Origin of the sequence: Streptomyces sp. ALB3, assembly GCF_044385685.1 — a bacterium.
GTDB lineage: Bacteria > Actinomycetota > Actinomycetes > Streptomycetales > Streptomycetaceae > Streptomyces.
On record NZ_JBISCE010000008.1, the window covers coordinates 435,321 to 452,753 of the forward strand.

The window sequence follows — 17,433 nt, forward strand, 5'->3', positions numbered from 1 at the left end:
CGCCCCGCCAGGAGGTCCCCATGCCCAGCACCGACCAGCCCGTGCCCTTCACCGCCGAGGACTACCGGGCGAGGATGACCCGCGCGGCCGAGTCGGCCGACGCGGCCGGCCTGGCCGGTGTCCTCGTCGCGCCGGGCCCCGACATGGTCCACCTCACCGGCTACCGGCCGACCGCGGACACCGAACGCCTCACCCTGCTCGTCCTCAGGGCGGGCCACGACCCCGTCCTCGTGGTCCCCGCGCTCGAGGCCGCCGACGCCGAACGCGCGACGGGCGCCCCTGCCCTCACCCTGCGGGACTGGACCGACGCGGCGAACCCGTACACCCTGACCGCCGGGCTGCTCCACGCCAAGGGGCGGTTCGGGATCAGCGACAACGCCTGGGCACTTCACCTGCTGGCACTGCGCGAACTGCTCCCCGACACCTCCTACGCCTCGCTCACCGAGGCGCTGCCGATGCTGCGCGCCGTCAAGGACGCCGCCGAGCTGGAGCGGCTCGCCGCTGCCGGGGCCGCCGCCGACGCGACGTACGAGGAGATCCTGAAGGTCCGCTTCTCCGGCCGCCGGGAGAGCGACGTGGCCGCCGATCTGGCCGCACTCCTCACGGAGCACGGTCACTCCCAGGTCGACTTCACGGTGGTCGGCTCCGGCCCGAACGGCGCCAACCCGCACCATGAGGCGGGCGCCCGCACGATCGGGCAGGGCGACATGGTGGTCCTGGACTTCGGCGGGCTGATGCACGGCTACGGGTCCGACACCTCCCGCACGGTCCACGTCGGCGAACCCACCGCCGAGGAGCAGCGGGTCCACGACGTCGTACGGGAGGCGCAGGAGGCCGGCTGCCGCGCGGTCCGGCCCGGGGCCGCCTGCCAGGACGTCGACCGGGCGGCCCGCGCCGTCATCACCGAGTCCGGCTACGGCGAACGCTTCATCCACCGCACCGGCCACGGCATCGGCGTCACCACCCACGAACCGCCCTACATGATCGAGGGCGAGGAGCAGCCGCTCGTGCCCGGGATGTGCTTCTCCGTGGAGCCGGGCATCTACCTCCCCGGCCGCTTCGGCGTCCGCATCGAGGACATCGTGACGGTCACGGAGAGCGGGGGCAGGCGTCTGAACACCACGGCCCGCGAACTGGCGGTCGTCGGGTAGCGGTCCGGATGCGGGAACACCCCGGCCCACCGCGAGCTCTCCGCCCCCGCGGTGGAGGCGTCCGGGCGGTCGTAGGATCCGTACGCTCCCCGCACCGGCGGGGACGGTACGAGGGGGACGCCGGATGGTCGGCATACTGACGATGACTCACCCGAGGCGACGGGAGGGCACCGCTCCCGAGCCGGTCGCCCGCAGGATCAACCTCTTCGTCCGGCCGGGACCGTCCTGGACGGTCTGCCACGTGGAGCGTGAGCTGCCCCCGGGCGGCCTGCGCGCCTACCTCGCGGCCCGGGGCAGCGGCGCGCGCTCCTTCGTCCTGTGGGCGGACGAGTACCGCGGGGCGAGGGCCGCCACCGTGGTGACCGCCTCCTGCGCGAAGGGTGTGTCCGTCTACCAGGTGCTCGGCGCGCACGGCGAGCTCCTCTGCACCGTCGTACGCGAGAAGACGTTCAGGAGGGGGCTGCGTGCCCGTTGGACGGTGAGCCGGCCCGGCGCGCCCGACGCGGTGGGATACAAGGGCCGGATCTTCTGGTGGTGCGTGTGGTGGCTGTTCTCGCCCCTGCTGCCGTTCCTCTTCCTGGCCGCCGTGTTCGGCGGCGGGGGTGATCTCCCCCGAGGACCGGGCCGCATCATCTGGCGCGAGGGCGGCCGGGTGCCCCTGGAGTTCAAGGCGCACGGAAACGAGGTGCGGGTCCAGGACGCGTTCCTGGACCCGCGGGCAGGGGCCGCTCTGCTGGCCCTGGTCCGCTCCCACGACGGCATGCTGCAGGCGTGGGACAGGGGAGAGGTCTGACGGCCGCGCACAGCGCGGTCTCAGTCGTCGGCCAGCACCACGCACGACTCCGGTGGCAGGTGCAGCACTCCGTCGCCGCCCGGGGCCTCGACCGGCTCCCAGGAGGCCAGCACTCTCCCGCCGGACGTCCGGTGACGGCCGGCACCCAGCGGAACGGCGGCGGGCCTGCCGGCGAGATTGACCACGACCCGCAGATCACCGCGCCGGAAGGCGAACCAGCGGGCCTCCTCGTCGTAGGCCGTCCGCACCGACGCCAGGTCGGGATCGGAGAGGTCCGGGTGGGTGCGGCGCAGGGCGATCAGCTCGCGGTGCCAGGCGAGCATCCGGTCGTGCGGCTCCCGGTCCGGCTCGCTCCAGTCGAGGCAGGAGCGGGCCCGGGTGGCGGGATCCTGCGGATCGGGGACGTCCTCCTCGGCCCAGCCGTGCGCCGCGAACTCCCGGCGCCTGCCGTCACGCACGGCGCGGGCGAGATCCGGGTCGGTGTGGTCGGTGAAGAACTGCCACGGGGTGCGGGCTCCCCACTCCTCACCCATGAAGAGCATCGGTGTGAACGGCCCGGTGAGCACGAGCGCCGCCGCACACGCCTGGAGCCCCGGCGAGAGCCCCGCGGCCAGCCGGTCACCGAGGGCACGGTTGCCGATCTGGTCGTGGGTCTGGGCGTAGCCGACGAAGCGGTGGGCGGCCGTCCGGGTGACGTCCACCGGCCGGCCGTGCGTGCGTCCCCGGAAGCTGGAGTAGGTACCGTCGTGGAAGAACGCCCTGGTCACGGTCTTGGCGAGGGAGGCCAGCGGGGCTGAGGCGAAGTCGGCGTAGTAGCCCTGGGACTCGCCGGTGAGCGCGGTGTGCAGGGCATGGTGGAAGTCGTCGTTCCACTGGGCGTGCAGCCCGATGCCGCCGTCCGGGCGCGGGGCGGTCGTCCGTGGATCGCAGAGGTCGGACTCCGCGATCAGGCCGAGCGGCCGGCCGAGCTCCGCGGCGAGGGCGTCCACGGCCGCGGAGAGCTCCTCCAGGAAGGTGAGCGCCCGGCCGTCGGCCAGCGCGTGGACGGCGTCCAGCCGCAGGCCGTCCAGGCGGTAGTCACGCAGCCAGGCGAGCGCGCTGCCCAGCAGATAGGCGCGGACCTCGTCCGAGCCGGGGGCGTCCAGGTTGACGGCCGAGCCCCAGGGGGTGTGGTGGGTGTCCGTGAAGTACGGGCCGAACGCCGGAAGGTGGTTCCCCGAGGGGCCCAGGTGGTTGTGGACCACGTCCAGGACAACCGCGAGGCCAAGACCGTGCGCCGTGTCGACGAGGCGCTTCAGCCCCTCCGGGCCGCCGTAGGGCTCGTGCACCGCCCACAGCGACACCCCCTCGTACCCCCACCCGTGCGTGCCGGGGAAAGGACAGACGGGCATCAGCTCCACATGGGTGATGCCCAGGTCCACGAGGTGGCCCAGCCGCTCGGCGGCGGCGTCGAAGGTGCCCGCCTCCGTGAACGTGCCGACGTGGAGCTCGTACAGCACGGCACCGGCCAGTCCACGCCCGGCCCAGGCGTTGCGCCAGGCGTACGCCCCGTGGTCGACGACCGCGCTCCCGCCGTCGGGCCCGTCCGGCTGGCGGCGGGAACGCGGGTCGGGCAGCACGGGGCCGTCGTCGAGCGAGAAGCCGTAACGGTCGCCGTCCGCCGCCTCGGCCTCCGCCGTCCACCAGCCCGCGCGCAGCGGGTCGCGCTCCATCGGCCGGCGCCCGCCCGCCGTGCACAGCGCGGCCGACCCGGCCTCAGGGGCCCACACCTCGAACTGCATCCATCACTCCTCGTCCATGAACCTGATGCCTCGCCGGAGGCTCCATGATCGGCGGAATTCGCACGCACGGCCCCGGGACACTGGAGCGAGCCCGCAACTGGCGATTAGGGTCTGGTCCTGATCATTGCCCTACCGGGTTCTGCCCATTCGTCAGGAGCCCGGGCAGTACCACAAGGTCCCTCCCACGGCTGCTGGAGGCCGAGATGACCGTGCCGTCCTTCCCACCCGGTTTCCTGTGGGGCGCCTCCGCCTCCGCCTTCCAGACGGAGGGGGCCTTCGACACCGACGGCAAGGGGCCCTCCGGCTGGGACGCGTTCGCCGCCCGGCCCGGCCGGATCAAGGACGGCACCGACACCACCCTGGGCACCGGCTTCCACGAGCACTACCGCGAGGACGTCGCCCTGCTCGCCGGACTCGGCGCGGACGCCTTCCGCTTCTCCGTCAGCTGGCCCCGGGTCGTCCCCGGCGGCAGCGGTTCGCTCAACCCCGCCGGACTGGACTTCTACGACCGGCTCGTCGACGAGCTCTGCTCCCACGGCATCACCCCGGCGCCGACCCTCTACCACTGGGACACCCCGCTCCCGCTGGACGAGGCGGGCGGCTGGCTCAACCGGGACACCGCCTACCGCTTCGCCGAGTACGCGGGCATCGTCGCCGAACGTCTCGCCGACCGGGTCCCCATGTGGATCACCATCAACGAGCCGGCCGAGGTGACGATGCTCGGCTACGCGCTCGGCGAGCACGCCCCCGGCCGTACGCTCCTCTTCGACGCGCTGCCCGCAGCCCACCACCAGCTGCTCGCCCACGGCCTGGCCGTGCGGGCGCTGCGCGCCGCCGGTGCCGGCAACATCGGCATCGCGCTCTCGCACACCCCCGTCTGGACGGCGGGTGACTCCGAGGAGGACCGCGCGGGAGCGGAGATCTACGACACCCTGACCAACTGGCTCTTCGCCGACCCGGTCCTCACCGGCCGCTATCCCGACGATGGCCTCGCCGCGCTGATGCCGGGACCGGTCGGGGACGACCTCAAGGTCATCTCCGCGCCCCTCGACTGGTACGGCGTCAACTACTACAACCCGACCCTCGTCGGCGCTCCCAGGCCCGAGGCGCTCGACTCCTTCTCCGGCTACGCGATGCCCGCCGGACTCCCGTTCGGGATCAGGGAGATCGAGGGGTACGACACCACCGACTTCGGCTGGCCCGTCGTCCCCGAGGGGCTCACCGAGACGCTCGGCCGGCTCAGGGACCGCTTCGGCGACCGGCTGCCGCCCGTCTACATCACCGAGAACGGCTGCGCGGTCGACGAGCCCGTCGCCGACGGCCGCCGCATCGCCTTCCTGGAAGGGCACCTGGAGGCACTGCGGGCGGCCATCGACGCGGGCGTCGACGTGCGCGGCTACTTCACCTGGTCACTGACCGACAACATCGAGTGGACCGAGGGAGCCAGCAAGCGGTTCGGTCTCGTCCACATCGACTACGAGACCCTGCGCCGGACCCCGAAGGAGTCCTACGCGTGGTACCGCGACGTGATCCGGGCACAGCGCGGGGGCGGCTCGCACCGGCCGGCCCTCACACCAGGTGAACGCGCTCCTGGATGATCCGGTGGCCCGCCCGGGCGAACGCGGCGGCCATCGGCACGTTGCCCCGGTCCGTCGCCCCCGCGACGGACGTGGCGCCCTCGCCGGCGAGGAAGTGGGTGCTCTCCACGAGCAGGTCGTAGCCGTAGCCGTGCCCCCGTGCCTCCGGGACGACCCCGATGAAGCCGATGCACGGGCCTCCCGGGTTCCGGGCGGGCACGTGGATGCCCGCCAGCCGTCCGTCCGGTGTGTGGGCGAGCTGCCACCAGGAGCGGGGCGACGGGCACCAGTTGAAGAAGTCCAGCTCCTCCCGTGCGGCCTGGTCAAGACCGCCGGGCCCCTCGATGACCCGCCGGGCGTGGGCGTCCAGTGTCTCGGAGTGGACCCGGCGCAGCACGTCGAGGATCACCGCGTCGTCCGGCTCCTCGCGGAAGACCAGCCGGCCGGGCCGCTCCGGCAGGCCGTCCGAGGGCGTCCACTCGTAGCGGTAGCGCTCGACCAGCGGCTTCATCCCGGCCGCTTCCGCCGCCGCGATCCGCGCCGAAGCGGCCGCCCGCACCGCGGGCACGTCCCGCCAGCCAGGCGGCACGATCAGCTCGTACTCGACGGACCACGGGGCCCGGCGCAGCAGTTCGGCGCCCGCGTCCTCCTCGCCCTCGGCGAAGTCGAAGTGGTTGAGGAGCACGGGCTCGGTGTCCTCGGGCCCGCCCCACCAGGCAGCCCTGGCGACGACCACGCCGTCGCGCAGAGCGACGAAGGTCCACTCGGGGCGGTACTCACCGCCCTCGTACACGGTGGCGTAGCGGTGGCCGAACGCGGCTCGGCCGACGAGAGAGGGGCCGTGCAGGGTGTCGAAGAGATGAACGTCGCTCCTGGTGAGCGAACGGATGACCGGGACGGTCATGGTGATGTCCTCCGGGACTCGGTGACGCGTGAGCGAGCGCCCCCGGCCGGACCGGGTCCGACACCGTCCTGCGGACAGGGCGGGAGCGCGTGGGCGTGGTGCCGCGAGTGGGTCCGATGTCACGCACGTGCCTCGCCTCCTTCCTCTGCCGGGTGGTGTCCGGATGCCGACGGTAACGCCATCGGCGCGCAACCGTCCACCGGAAAAGGGCAGTTCGCCCTCCCCTGTCGAGGCCACGCCCGCAGCTGACGTCCCGGCCGGCGCCGGACTGCGCCCCGCCACGCCGGCCGACGCGCCAGGACGACGGCCCGCCGTACGGGCGGGTGGCGCTCGACTCTGCCGCGCAGGTCAGGCAGGCCGGAATCGGGCACCGTCTGGACACCTCGGGCCTGTCGGACCGACAATCGTTGCTGTGACGTCCTCCTTCGAGTCCTACACGTACCCCGCGCGGCTGTCGGACGCCCAGCGCGACCGTGTTCTCGGTGTGCTCAGAGACGGCGCCGCGCAGGGAAAGCTCTCCCACGACACCTTCCTGCGACGTATGGAACTGGCGCTGACGGCCCGGCGCCCCGAAGAGCTGGCGGCGCTCACCTCCGATCTGGACTCCGGCGGGCGCTGGTCGCGCGGTCTGTTCCGCGCGGTGGGAGGGGTCTCCGCCTTCCCGGCCCGGGTGCGCAGGGCGTGGCAGTCCGAGCGGCTGCCCGGACTTCTGCTGCCGATGCCAGGTCCGCACCCGCTGCGCATAGGCCGCGACCCGGGCAACGGACTCCGGCTCAGCCACGAGACGGTGTCCCGGATGCACGCCGAGCTGACCGCGCACGGCAGCCGGTGGATCCTGCGGGACCTGGGTTCGACGAACGGCACGTGTGTGAACGGCCAGCGGGTCGTCGGATCGGTCGTCGTGCGCGACGGTGACCAGGTGAGTTTCGGCCGGATGACCTTCCGGCTCACGGCGTCGCCGCCGGCCCTCCCGGCCTGATCCGCTGTCCCTCACTCCTCTGCGGCTTCCTTCCCACGTGGGACCCGGCGCCGAGCCGTGCGGCCGTCCCGGGGGACGCCGGTTCAGCACCGACGTCACCCGGCCCGGCAGGACCGTCACGTCACCCGGTCAGGGTGAACGCCTGGGCGGCGGAGCCGTCGCACGGCTGCTGGGAGAGCCTGGCACCGTCGGCGGTGGACGACCCCGCCACCGTCAGGCACTTGCCGCTGTGACGGGCGGTGAAGCGGTACTGTCCGCCGCCGGCGGGCTCCGGCTTCCACTGCTGGTTGCTTCCGCCTCCGTACGCCCACAGGTGGACCCTGGTGCCGTTGCCGGTGGCGCCCGGACCGCCGTCGACGTCCCACACCTTGGCGTTGTGCCGGTTGACGACCTGGTAGTTGCCGTCGCCGGTGGGGCGGAACTGCCAGCTCTGGTTGGCGCCGGTGCCGCATGCCCACTGCTGGAGCGCGGTGCCGTCGGCGGTGCCCCAGTCGGCGGCGTCGAGGCAGGCACCGCTGTTGCTGTTCCTGACCTGGTACCAGGTGGCCGGGTCGACCGGGCCGGCCGGCGGTTCACCCGTGCCGCCGGTGCCGTCCCAGACGAAGGTGGCGACCGCGCCGGCGGGCAGGGTGTAGGCGAGGGACCTGCCGTTGTCGGTCAGTGAGAGCCGCTGGGCAGCGGCCGCCGTGTTGACCACGTAGGCGGCGCGGCTGCCGTCGGGGTTCTGGAAGGCGACGTTCTGCACGCCGCCGGCGCCCTGGCTGGTGGAGCCGATGCGGGTGGCACCGGGCTTCACGAACTTGCCGACGTGGCCGAGTACGTAGTACTCGGCATTGCGGCTGACGGTGCCGTTCGTGATGTCGACGACGCCGTTGCAGCGGGTGCCGCAGCCACCCTGGTGGGGCCCGCCGTTCCGGTCGAGGGCGAGGTTCCAGTTGATGACGGTCTCACCGCCGTGGCGCATGTTCTGCACGACGAGGTTCTCCGCGTGCCACCGCAGGGTGTCGGCGAAGGTCCTGGCCGGATCGGCGCTCTCGGTGCCCGAGCACTCGGTGAAGAAGACGCGCTTGCCCGCGTCGACGACCTGTTGCTGCGCCGAGGGAACTCCGCCGTAGCAGTGGAAGGCCGCACCGATCACGCGGTTGACGCCCTGGGTCCCGGCGAATACCTCGACGGGGTAGTTGGGGTGGTCCCAGTTGTGGTCGTAGGCCAGCAGGTTGGTGGGAAGGCCGGCGGCGGTGAGGGTGCGGTCGAGGACCCTGATGAAGTCCGCCTGCTGGCCCGACGTCATGGTCATCGAGGGGTAACCGGCAGCGAACTCAGGTTCGTTCTGGACGGTCAGGTCGGTCAGGGTGATGCCCTCCTGGCCGTACGCACGGATGGACCTGACCAGGTAGTCGGCGTAGTCCTGGTGGTTCTCCGTCTTCAGACTGCCGCCGACGAGTGAGTTGTTGGTCTTCATCCAGGCCGGCGCGGACCAGGGGGAGCCCATGAAGCGGATGGCCGGGTTGACGGCGGTGGCCTGCTTCAGGACCGGGATGATCTCGCTCTTGTCGCGGGCGACGGAGAAGGCGCCGCGGGTGTCCTCGTAGCTGTGGAAGCCGCCGGCGGCGTTGAAGTCGGAGTCGCCGAGCGGCTGGCGCAGATAGGTGAGGCCGATGCCGTCGCCGGCGGAGAACAGCGACCTCATCAGCTCGTCGCGCCTGTCCTGGGGAAGGCTCTGGACGAGATGCGCGGAGGCTCCGGTCACCGAGGCGCCGGCACCGGTGAATCTCTGGCCCTTGCTGTTCCCGTCGATGCGTATGTCGACGGGCTGGGGCGTCGCGGTGAAGGGGATGCTGCCGTCGGCGGCCAGCTTCCTGCTGCCGTCCGGCGTGGTGATCCACACCTGGGCGGTGGGGTCGGCTGCCTGGGCGGTGCCCGCGCCGGGCAGGCCGAGGCCGGCGACGGCGAGGGCCAGGGCGGCGCCCACGGCTCCTGCCGACCGGCGGCGGGCGGGACTGAGTGGTGGCATGGTGCGGCTCCTTCGGTTCGTACCTGCGCGGGTGCCCGCCGGCCCCCGTCCCGCCGTGATGTCCGGCGGGGCGCGGAGACGGACGGGCTGCCTGAAGGGGTGGTGCGCACGGGGCCGTCGGCCCCGGGGTCTCACCTTCTGGCCGGCGGTCTCGACGCCGACCACAAGTACCGCTGCGACTAAGCGAATTCGGGAGAACGTCGATATGAAAACACACTCACTGAATGGTTAGTAAGTGATGTGGGTCACTTATTCGTCACCGCGTGGTGAGAACCGCGATGGCGAGGGCCGACGGGATTAGGCTGCGTGGGTGAGCAACCCTCCGGCGGGCACACCCGCCCACAAGGCCCGCCCCCGCACCCCGCGCAGCCCGGAGGCCAAGCAGCGACAGCAGCGCATCCTGCACATCGCGACGGACACCTTCGGCACCCGCGGCTACAACAACGCCTCGCTCGCCGAGATCGCCGAGCAGGCCGGTCTGACCCAGGCGGGCGTCCTTCACTACTTCCGCTCCAAGTCCCTCCTGCTGACCAGCGTCCTGGAACTGCGCGACCAGACGGACATCGAACAACTGGGAGCCGAACGGCCCCGGGGTCTGGAGTTCCTGCGCCACCTGGTGGACACCGCGCTGCGGAACGCCGAGCGGGAAGGCATCGTCCGGCTGTACGCCGTGCTGTCGGCCGAGTCCGTCACCGAGAACCACCCCGCGCAGAGCTACTTCCGCGACCGGTACAGCGGACTGCGCGCGTTCGTCGCCGACGCCCTGCGCGAGGCCTGCGACCTGCCCGCCGACCGTGCGGACCGGGCCGAGACCGCGGCCAACGCCATCATCGCGGTGATGGACGGCCTGCAGGTGCAGTGGCTCCTGTCACCCGACGCGGTGGACATGGCGGCCTCGACCGACCTCGTGGTCAGCTCGCTGCTGAACACCCTCGCGCCCCACGCCTCCGGCCCCGCGGCGGAGCGCTGAGCCACCGCGCGACATGCGGCAGGCCGCCCTCGCCCCCCGGAACCGGCTCAGGCGCGGGGACAGGCCGGTCCGGCCCGCTCACGCGCGACCGGGCGCCACTCCCACCCTCACGAGAAGCGCCACGGGCCGGTCCTCGAAGAGTTGTGCCACACGGACCACGGCCCCGGTGAACTCCCGGCCGGACGACAGGAGATCCGTCCACGGGCCCTCGTCGGGCAGCGCCAGCTCCGTATCCCGCCAGCCACCTTGCTCGTCGAGCCGCAACGACAGCCGGGTCACCGCCGTGACGACCTCCCCGGACCTGCAGAACGCCAGGCAGTGCGCGGCCGCGGGGCCCCGGGCCGCGAGCGGCGCGTAGGTACCGGACTCGCCGAACAGCTCCGGGCGCTCCCGGCGCAGGCGCAGCGCGGCCCCGGTCAGCGCGGCCTTCTCGTCGGCGCCCGTGGCGGGCCTGCCGAACGGCCGCCGGTTGTCCGGGTCGACCAGCGCGATGTACTCCCTCTCCGTGCCCTGGTACAGGTCGGGCACTCCGGGCATCGTCAGATGCACCAGTGCGGCGCCCAGTACATTGGCCCGCGCGAACGGCGCGAGCGTGTCCGAGAACCTGGTCATCAGCGTCCGCGTCTCGCCCGTGTCACTGGCCGGGCCGGCCGCCACGAAGTCGGTCACCGCCCGCTCGTACGCCGGATCGGGCTCGGTCCAGCTGGTGAACAGCCCGGCCTCGCGCACGGACTTCAGCAGTGCGGGCTCCAGCCTCCCCGCCGTCTCATGAGCGGGCAGGCCCGCGCAGCCGTACGCCGACTGCCAGGCCTGCCAGGCGAGCTGGGGGTCCGGGGCCGGCACGGACGCCGTGCGTGAGAGCTGGGCGACCAGCGAGGACCACCGCTCGGGGCACTCGGAGAGGACCGCGATCCGGGCCCGCACGTCCCCGCTGCGCTTGGTGTCGTGGGTGGTCAGCACCGTGCCGGTCGCCGGCCAGTCGCGTGCGACACGGGCACAGAAGGCATGGAACTCCTCCGGGCTCACCGCCGGCCGGCCGGGATCGCCGCCCACCTCGGTCGCCGAGATCAACGGGACGTAGCGGTAGAACGCCGTGTCCTCGACCGACTTGGCGTGCAGGGCGGACGCCGTCTGCGCGAACCGGGCGCAGAACGCCGCGTGCTCCGGTCCGCCGCCGAGACGGCCCAGGGCCAGATCCCGCACCACGTCGACGGCCTCCGCCTCCTGCGGGACGGCGAACACCGCCTTCGCGTCCCGTACCGCCTCGGCGGGGAGCGTCGACTCGGCGACCTCGGACAGCGGGCCGCCGGCCGTCACGTACGGCCGGTACACGGGCACCCGCACCAGCAGCTCGCGCACCGCGGTGTGAAGGGCCCACGGCGCGTGGTCGTGCAGTGCGGGATCCCCGGCACACGCCTCGACGGCGAGACGGGTCAGCCACTCCGTCTCGGCCGCCAGCTCGTGGGTGACCACCCGGTACGCCGCACGGCGGACGGTCGCGGTCCAGTAGCCCCCGCGGTCCCCGGGGGGACCGGCGAAGTCGCGGTAGCGGCCGAGCAGGTCCGCCGCGCCCGCCGGGTCGGTGAACAGCCCGTCGATCCGGTGCAGCGCGTCGTACCCGGTCGTCCCGGCGACCGCCCAGCCGGCCGGCAGCGTCTCGGAACCGGTCAGGATCTTCTCCACCACCGTCCACCGCCCACCCGTGGCGTCACCGAGCCGCCCCAGGTACGCGGCGGGGTCCGCCAGCCCGTCCGGGTGATCGATGCGCAGCCCGTCGACGACGCCGTCACGGACCAGTTCGAGGATCTTGGCATGGGTGGCGTCGAAGACCTCGGGGTGTTCCACCCGGACCCCGATCAGATCGGAGATGGTGAAGAACCTCCGGTAGTTCAGCTCCGTCCTGGCCAGCCGCCACCAGGCGAGCCGGTAGTGCTGGGCGGCCAGCAGCTCAGGCAGCGGAAGGTCCGCCGTGCCCTCGCGCAGGGGGAACTCCAGGCCGTTGTAGCGGAGCACGGGGGTGCCGTCGTCCCTGGTACCCGGCTCGAGACTGTCCCTCTCCTCGCCGGCACGCCCGGCGAGGACGGGCAGCAGCACCTTGCCACCGCCCGCCGCCCAGTCGATGTCGAACCAGCGGGCGTACGGGGAGGCAGGGCCCTCGCGCAGCACCTCCCACAGCGGCACGTTGTGCCGGGGCACGGCCGCCATGTGGTTCGGCACGATGTCCAGGACGATGCCGAGACCGTGGGCGCGCGCCGTGCCGGCCAGCTCCCGCAGGCCCTCCTCGCCCCCGAACTCGGCCCGCACCGTGGCGTGGTCGACCACGTCGTAGCCGTGTCCGGAACCGGGCACGGCCTCCAGGACGGGGGACAGGTGCAGATGGGAGACGCCGAGCTCGGCGAGATACGGCACGGCATCCGCGGCGGCGGCGAACGGGAAGTCGGATTGGAGCTGCAGCCGGTACGTGGCGGTGGGCGTCATGGCTCGTACGTACCCAGCCGGTCGCCTCTCTCCCACCTTCTGTGCCACGGGGCACCGACCGGGCGGCGCCCGCCCGGTGCCCCGTCACCCCATCGGCCTACGCCGGACGCTTGAGCACGGTCAGACTGCGCCCTACGAGCGTCACCCGCTCGCCCGCCGACACCTTGGGCCCCGCCCCGGGCGGCACCCCGTCCGGGATCGCCGTGTCCACGACGACCTGCCACTGTCTGCCGTGGTTCATCGGGACGGTGAACTCCAGGCTCTCGGCCGCCGCGTTGAACATGAGCAGGAACGAGTCGTCGGCGATGCGCTCGCCACGCGGCCCCGGCTCGGAGATCGCGTGACCGTTCAGGAAGACGGTCATGGCCTTGGCGTGCGCGGCCTGCCAGTCCCGCTGGGTCATCTCCTCGCCCCTGGGGGTGAACCACGCGATGTCGGAGAGTTCGTCGTGCGTGCCCTCCACGGGCCGGCCGTGGAAGAAGCGTCTGCGCCGGAAGACCGGGTGGTCGCGCCGCAGCCAGACCATCGACCGGGTGAACTCCAGCAGACTCGTGTCGGTGCCGCCGCCGTCCTCGTCGCCGTCCTCGGCGCGGGAGGCCGCGGCCGGATCGGGCCAGTGGACCCAGGAGAGCTCGTTGTCCTGGCAGTAACCGTTGTTGTTGCCCCGCTGCGTCCGCGCGAACTCGTCACCGTGGCTCAGCATGGGCACGCCCTGGGAGAGCATGAGGGTGGCGATGAAGTTGCGCATCTGACGGCTGCGCAGCTCCAGGACCTCCTTGTCGTCGGTCTCCCCCTCCGCCCCGCAGTTCCACGAGCGGTTGTGGCTTTCGCCGTCCCGGTTGCCCTCACCGTTGGCGTCGTTGCGCTTCTCGTTGTACGAGACCAGGTCGTGCAGGGTGAAGCCGTCGTGGCAGGTGGTGAAGTTGATCGAGGCCAGCGGGCGCCGGCCGTCGTCCTGGTAGAGGTCGGAGGAGCCCGTGAGGCGCCCGGCGAACTCCGCCAGGGTCCGGGGCTCACCCCGCCACAGATCCCGCACCGTGTCCCGGTACTTGCCGTTCCACTCGGTCCACAGGGGCGGGAAGTTCCCCACCTGGTAGCCGCCCTCTCCCACGTCCCAGGGTTCGGCGATCAGCTTGACCTGGCTGACCACCGGGTCCTGCTGGACCAGGTCGAAGAAGGAGGACAGCCGGTCCACCTCGTGGAACTGGCGCGCGAGGGTCGCGGCCAGGTCGAAGCGGAAACCGTCCACGTGCATCTCGGTCACCCAGTACCGCAGCGAGTCCATGATCAGCTGTAGGACGTGCGGCGACCTCATCAGCAGGGAGTTCCCGGTGCCGGTGGTGTCCATGTAGTACTTCTGGTCGTCGGCCAGCCGGTAGTACGAGGCGTTGTCCAGGCCCCGGAAGGAGAGGGTGGGACCGAGGTGGTTGCCCTCGGCCGTGTGGTTGTAGACGACGTCGAGGATCACCTCGATGCCGGCCTGGTGCAGCGCCTTCACCGCCTGTTTGAACTCCAGCACCTGTTCGCCGCGGTCGCCCCAGGAGGCGTACGCGTTGTGCGGGGCGAAGAACCCGATGGTGTTGTAGCCCCAGTAGTTGGCCAGCCCGGCGTCGGCCAGGCGGTGGTCCTGGACGAACTGGTGCACCGGCATCAGCTCGATCGCGGTGACGCCCAGCTCCGTCAGGTGGGCGATGATCTCCGGGTGCGCGAGCCCCGCGTAGGTGCCGCGCAGCTCCTCGGGCAGGCCCGGGTGGAGCATCGTCAGGCCCTTGACGTGGGCCTCGTAGATCACCGTGCGGTGGTAGTCCGTACGGGGGCGCCGGTCGTCGCCCCAGTCGAAGTACGGATTGACCACGACCGAGCTCATCGTGTGCGGTGCCGAGTCGAGGTCGTTGCGCTCGTCCGGCTTGCCGAACGGGTAGCCGTACACCGCCTCGCCCCACTGGATCTGCCCCGAGATCGCACGGGCGTACGGATCGAGGAGCAGTTTCGCCGAATTGCAGCGCTGCCCGCGCTGCGGCTCGTAGGGCCCGTGCACCCGGAAGCCGTAGCGCTGCCCCGGCATCACCCCGGGCAGATAGGCGTGACGGACGAAGGCGTCGGTCTCGCGGAGTTCCACCGCCGTTTCTGAACCGTCGTCGTGCAGCAGGCACAACTCGATTCGGTCGGCGGCCTCCGAGAAGACCGCGAAGTTGGTTCCGGCGCCGTCGTAGGTGGCGCCGAGGGGATACGCGTGTCCCGGCCAGACCTGCATAGATAGGACTCTTCCACTTCTGATCCGGGGGTTGGGGGTTTTCGCCCCGATACTCCCCGAAAGACGGTCCGGTACCTAGTACGTCGACCGGTGCGGCAGGGTTCCGTCGGGTGATCCCTCCGGACCGGTCAACCTGGGACACCTCGCTGTCGCCCGGACGGGGGGCCCGGGCCGCCGGGCGGCTCCTCCGTCCGGTATGCGGCATGCGAGGGGGTGCGCAATCACTATGAACCATCTCACTCCACCCGATCTCATCGCAAGGAACGGGCCGGACGTGTAGGGGAGTTGAGTGAGGAGCCTGTGCATCCGGCTGCACCGGCTCCCGTCCCCGGAGTACCCTTCCTTGATCGTTGGTGGGGGAGTGGAAGGCGGTACGCGGGTGAGCTCGGGAGGGTTCGAGCTGCCCCCAGGTGACGCAGGTCACGAGGGGGAGCCGACCGATGCCCCGCCGGGGGCCGTCTCCCTCGCGCAGCCCATGGAGATCGGTGCCGAGCTGGACTGGGGGCCGGAGGCCTGGAACGAGGTCCGCACCCGGGCTCAGCGGGCCGGGCGTGCGTACATCTGGCTGAATCTGGTCGAACAGCGGCTGCGCGCCGTGGTCTCCGCCGTGATCCGGCCGATCTACGAGCCGGTGCACGGTGAGGACTGGGTGGTGGCCGCCGCCGGTCCGGCCGGCCAGGAGTGGGTGCAGCGCGCCGTCGCGGTCCGGGAGGTCTCGCGCCGCAAGGGCTATCTGCTCGACCCGGCGGACGACAACGTCCTGAGCTTCCTCACGCTGCCGCAGCTCCGCGAGCTGATGGTCCAGCACTGGCCCTGCTTCGAGCCGTACTTCGACGACCGCCGCGATGTGGAGCTCGCCCTGGACGAGCTGGAGGTGGCGCGCAACGTCGTCTCCCGCAACCGTGCGCTGAACGAGGCGGTCCTGGCGCAGGCGGAACGGGCCTCCGCGCGGCTCCTGGAGATCCTCGGCAGCGGCGCGGCGGTCCCGTCCGCAGACCGGCTGCCCGTGGACGCCGTGGAGGAGCTGGTCGGCGACCGCTACGCCGACGTCGTCTCCGTCCACCCCGACCGGGTGCGTCTGCAGCGGCAGCTGCCCGCCGAGGACCTCTTCGGCGGGGCGCGCCGGCTGGACGCCATCGGCATAGGACTCAACCTCCTCACCCAGAACTTCTCGGGGCGCCGGCTGGTCCGCCTGGCCGAGTCGGGCTGCCGGGTCCGGCTGCTGTTCATCAATCCGGCGAGCAGCGCGGTGAAGCGCCGGGAGCGCGAACTGGGACTCAAGAAGGGCGAGCTGAGCCGTTCCGTGGAGATGAACATCCTCCACATGCGCCGGGTCCGCTCCAAGCTCCGGGACCCGGGCGCCTTCCAGATCCACGTCTTCGACGAGACGCCGCGCTTCACGGCCTACCTGGTGGACGGCGACGGGCCCGACGCGGTCGGGGTCGTCCAGCCGTACCTGCGGCGCGCGCGCGGCATGGAGGCACCCGTTCTGGTGCTGCGCGGCGGGGGGCGTGCGGTGGTCAGGGCGGGGCAGGACAGCGAGCACGGCCTCTTCGAGACGTACCGCGAGGAGTTCGAGTCGGTCTGGACGGACTCCAGGCCCGTCTCCTGACGCCCCTTCCGGCGTTGTCAGTGGTGCGTGCGAAGGTGGTCAGCACTTGGGGGAACGCACCACAGAAGGAGTTACGGGATGAGCTGCCACCAGGAGCGCCCGGCCGGCTTCGGCCTGGAGGAGACCGGCACGGACCCGCGGAGGGCCCGGTCCGCCGGCTCCGCGGCCGACGGGGCGGGGGCGGTCCGATGAGCTGGATCGACGGGCCGCTGATGTCGTTCGACCTGGAGACCACGGGCACGGACGTCGAGACCGACCGTATCGTGACGGCGGCGGTCGTCCGGCTGGAGCCGGACGGGTCCGTGTCGCGGGAGCGGACCTGGCTGCTCGATCCCGGCGTGGTCATACCCGAACAGGCCTCGGCCATCCACGGCATCTCGACGGAACGCGCCCGCGCGCACGGAATGCCGGCCGCCTCCGCGGTCGAGGAGATCGCACGGGCCGTCGCCGACGGGCTGCGCTCCGGCACGCCGCTCGTGGTGATGAACGCGCGCTACGACCTCTCGCTGCTCGACCGGGAGTGCCGGCGGTACGCGGTGGAGTCGGTCAGCGAGCGGCTGGGCGACGCGCCCTCGCCCGTCATCGACCCCCTGGTCATCGACAAGCACGTCGACAAGTACCGGAAGGGGAAGCGGGCCCTGCACGCGCTCTGCGCCCACTACGGGGTGTCGCTCGACGACGCGCACGACGCGAGGGCGGACGCCGTCGCGGCCGCCCGGGTGGTGCGGCGCATGGGGGAGAGGCACCAGCCGGTCGCGGTGATGCCGTTGGAGGACCTGCACAGTCTCCAGATGCGCGCGGCGGCGGAGCAGTCGCTCTCGCTACAGGCCTACCTGCGGCGCACCGCGGACCCGGCGGCGGTCGTCGAACCGGCCTGGCCGCTCATCCCCCGGAGGCGGGAGCCGGCGGGCGGGTGAACA

12 protein-coding genes are annotated in these 17,433 nt (G+C 72.2%); 7 read left to right on the forward strand and 5 right to left on the reverse strand.

The window, feature by feature from the left end; genetic code table 11:
- Window positions 1–20 precede the first annotated feature (20 nt).
- On the forward strand, window positions 21–1,151 hold the full coding sequence (locus ACHFIV_RS08685; protein ID WP_398965268.1) for a M24 family metallopeptidase: 1,131 nt from the start codon (window positions 21–23) through the stop codon (window positions 1,149–1,151).
- 142 nt (window positions 1,152–1,293) lie between these two features.
- Window positions 1,294–1,944, forward strand: coding sequence for a hypothetical protein (locus tag ACHFIV_RS08690; protein WP_398965270.1), 651 nt, complete (start codon window positions 1,294–1,296; stop codon window positions 1,942–1,944).
- 20 nt (window positions 1,945–1,964) lie between these two features.
- On the opposite strand, the gene treZ is transcribed toward ACHFIV_RS08690, so the two are convergent.
- Window positions 1,965–3,725 carry a malto-oligosyltrehalose trehalohydrolase gene (gene treZ / locus ACHFIV_RS08695; RefSeq protein WP_398965272.1) on the reverse strand — a complete coding sequence of 587 codons (1,761 nt, stop codon included), beginning with the start codon at window positions 3,723–3,725 and terminating at the stop codon, window positions 1,965–1,967.
- A gap of 203 nt (window positions 3,726–3,928) precedes the next feature.
- On the opposite strand from treZ, the gene ACHFIV_RS08700 reads away from it, so the two are divergent.
- Window positions 3,929–5,323 carry a GH1 family beta-glucosidase gene (locus ACHFIV_RS08700; protein ID WP_398965274.1) on the forward strand — a complete coding sequence of 465 codons (1,395 nt, stop codon included), beginning with the start codon at window positions 3,929–3,931 and terminating at the stop codon, window positions 5,321–5,323.
- Here ACHFIV_RS08700 and ACHFIV_RS08705 read toward each other — a convergent pair.
- Window positions 5,295–6,206: a GNAT family N-acetyltransferase gene (locus tag ACHFIV_RS08705; RefSeq protein WP_398965276.1), complete on the reverse strand. Its 912-nt coding sequence runs from the start codon at window positions 6,204–6,206 to the stop codon at window positions 5,295–5,297. The genes ACHFIV_RS08700 and ACHFIV_RS08705 overlap by 29 nt on opposite strands.
- Before the next feature lie 412 nt (window positions 6,207–6,618).
- On the opposite strand from ACHFIV_RS08705, the gene ACHFIV_RS08710 reads away from it, so the two are divergent.
- Window positions 6,619–7,185, forward strand: coding sequence for a DUF1707 and FHA domain-containing protein (locus ACHFIV_RS08710; RefSeq protein ID WP_398965277.1), 567 nt, complete (start codon window positions 6,619–6,621; stop codon window positions 7,183–7,185).
- 121 nt (window positions 7,186–7,306) lie between these two features.
- Here ACHFIV_RS08710 and ACHFIV_RS08715 read toward each other — a convergent pair whose 3' ends face one another.
- Complete coding sequence (locus ACHFIV_RS08715; protein WP_398965279.1) at window positions 7,307–9,199, reverse strand: RICIN domain-containing protein; 1,893 nt, start codon at window positions 9,197–9,199, stop codon at window positions 7,307–7,309.
- Between the two features lie 310 nt (window positions 9,200–9,509).
- On the opposite strand from ACHFIV_RS08715, the gene ACHFIV_RS08720 reads away from it, so the two are divergent.
- Window positions 9,510–10,169: a TetR/AcrR family transcriptional regulator gene (locus ACHFIV_RS08720; RefSeq protein WP_398965281.1), complete on the forward strand. Its 660-nt coding sequence runs from the start codon at window positions 9,510–9,512 to the stop codon at window positions 10,167–10,169.
- A 78-nt stretch (window positions 10,170–10,247) separates the two neighbouring features.
- Here the strand turns inward: ACHFIV_RS08720 and treY are convergent, their stop codons facing one another.
- Complete coding sequence (gene treY, locus ACHFIV_RS08725; protein ID WP_398965283.1) at window positions 10,248–12,647, reverse strand: malto-oligosyltrehalose synthase; 2,400 nt, start codon at window positions 12,645–12,647, stop codon at window positions 10,248–10,250.
- 97 nt (window positions 12,648–12,744) lie between these two features.
- On the reverse strand, window positions 12,745–14,901 hold the full coding sequence (gene glgX / locus ACHFIV_RS08730; protein ID WP_398965285.1) for a glycogen debranching protein GlgX: 2,157 nt from the start codon (window positions 14,899–14,901) through the stop codon (window positions 12,745–12,747).
- A 379-nt stretch (window positions 14,902–15,280) separates the two neighbouring features.
- Between glgX and ACHFIV_RS08735 the strand changes: the two genes are divergently transcribed.
- Together ACHFIV_RS08735 and ACHFIV_RS08740 are read left to right on the forward strand one after the other, a co-directional pair.
- Entirely contained in the window at window positions 15,281–16,513 is a 1,233-nt protein-coding gene (locus ACHFIV_RS08735) for an SAV2148 family HEPN domain-containing protein (protein ID WP_398965287.1), read from the forward strand.
- A 188-nt stretch (window positions 16,514–16,701) separates the two neighbouring features.
- Window positions 16,702–17,430, forward strand: coding sequence for a 3'-5' exonuclease (locus ACHFIV_RS08740; protein WP_398965288.1), 729 nt, complete (start codon window positions 16,702–16,704; stop codon window positions 17,428–17,430).
- Window positions 17,431–17,433 lie beyond the last annotated feature (3 nt).

What these genes read in the sequence shown, in the direction of transcription:
- ACHFIV_RS08690 (WP_398965270.1), top strand. Translation starts at nt 1,294, where the DNA reads ATGACTCACCCGAGGCGACGGGAGGGCACCGCTCCCGAGCCGGTCGCC.
- ACHFIV_RS08700 (WP_398965274.1), top strand. Translation starts at nt 3,929, where the DNA reads ATGACCGTGCCGTCCTTCCCACCCGGTTTCCTGTGGGGCGCCTCCGCC.
- ACHFIV_RS08685 (WP_398965268.1), top strand. Translation starts at nt 21, where the DNA reads ATGCCCAGCACCGACCAGCCCGTGCCCTTCACCGCCGAGGACTACCGG.
- treZ (WP_398965272.1), bottom strand. Translation starts at nt 3,725, where the DNA reads ATGCAGTTCGAGGTGTGGGCCCCTGAGGCCGGGTCGGCCGCGCTGTGC.
- glgX (WP_398965285.1), bottom strand. Translation starts at nt 14,901, where the DNA reads ATGCAGGTCTGGCCGGGACACGCGTATCCCCTCGGCGCCACCTACGAC.
- treY (WP_398965283.1), bottom strand. Translation starts at nt 12,647, where the DNA reads ATGACGCCCACCGCCACGTACCGGCTGCAGCTCCAATCCGACTTCCCG.
- ACHFIV_RS08740 (WP_398965288.1), top strand. Translation starts at nt 16,702, where the DNA reads ATGAGCTGGATCGACGGGCCGCTGATGTCGTTCGACCTGGAGACCACG.
- ACHFIV_RS08705 (WP_398965276.1), bottom strand. Translation starts at nt 6,206, where the DNA reads ATGACCGTCCCGGTCATCCGTTCGCTCACCAGGAGCGACGTTCATCTC.
- ACHFIV_RS08715 (WP_398965279.1), bottom strand. Translation starts at nt 9,199, where the DNA reads ATGCCACCACTCAGTCCCGCCCGCCGCCGGTCGGCAGGAGCCGTGGGC.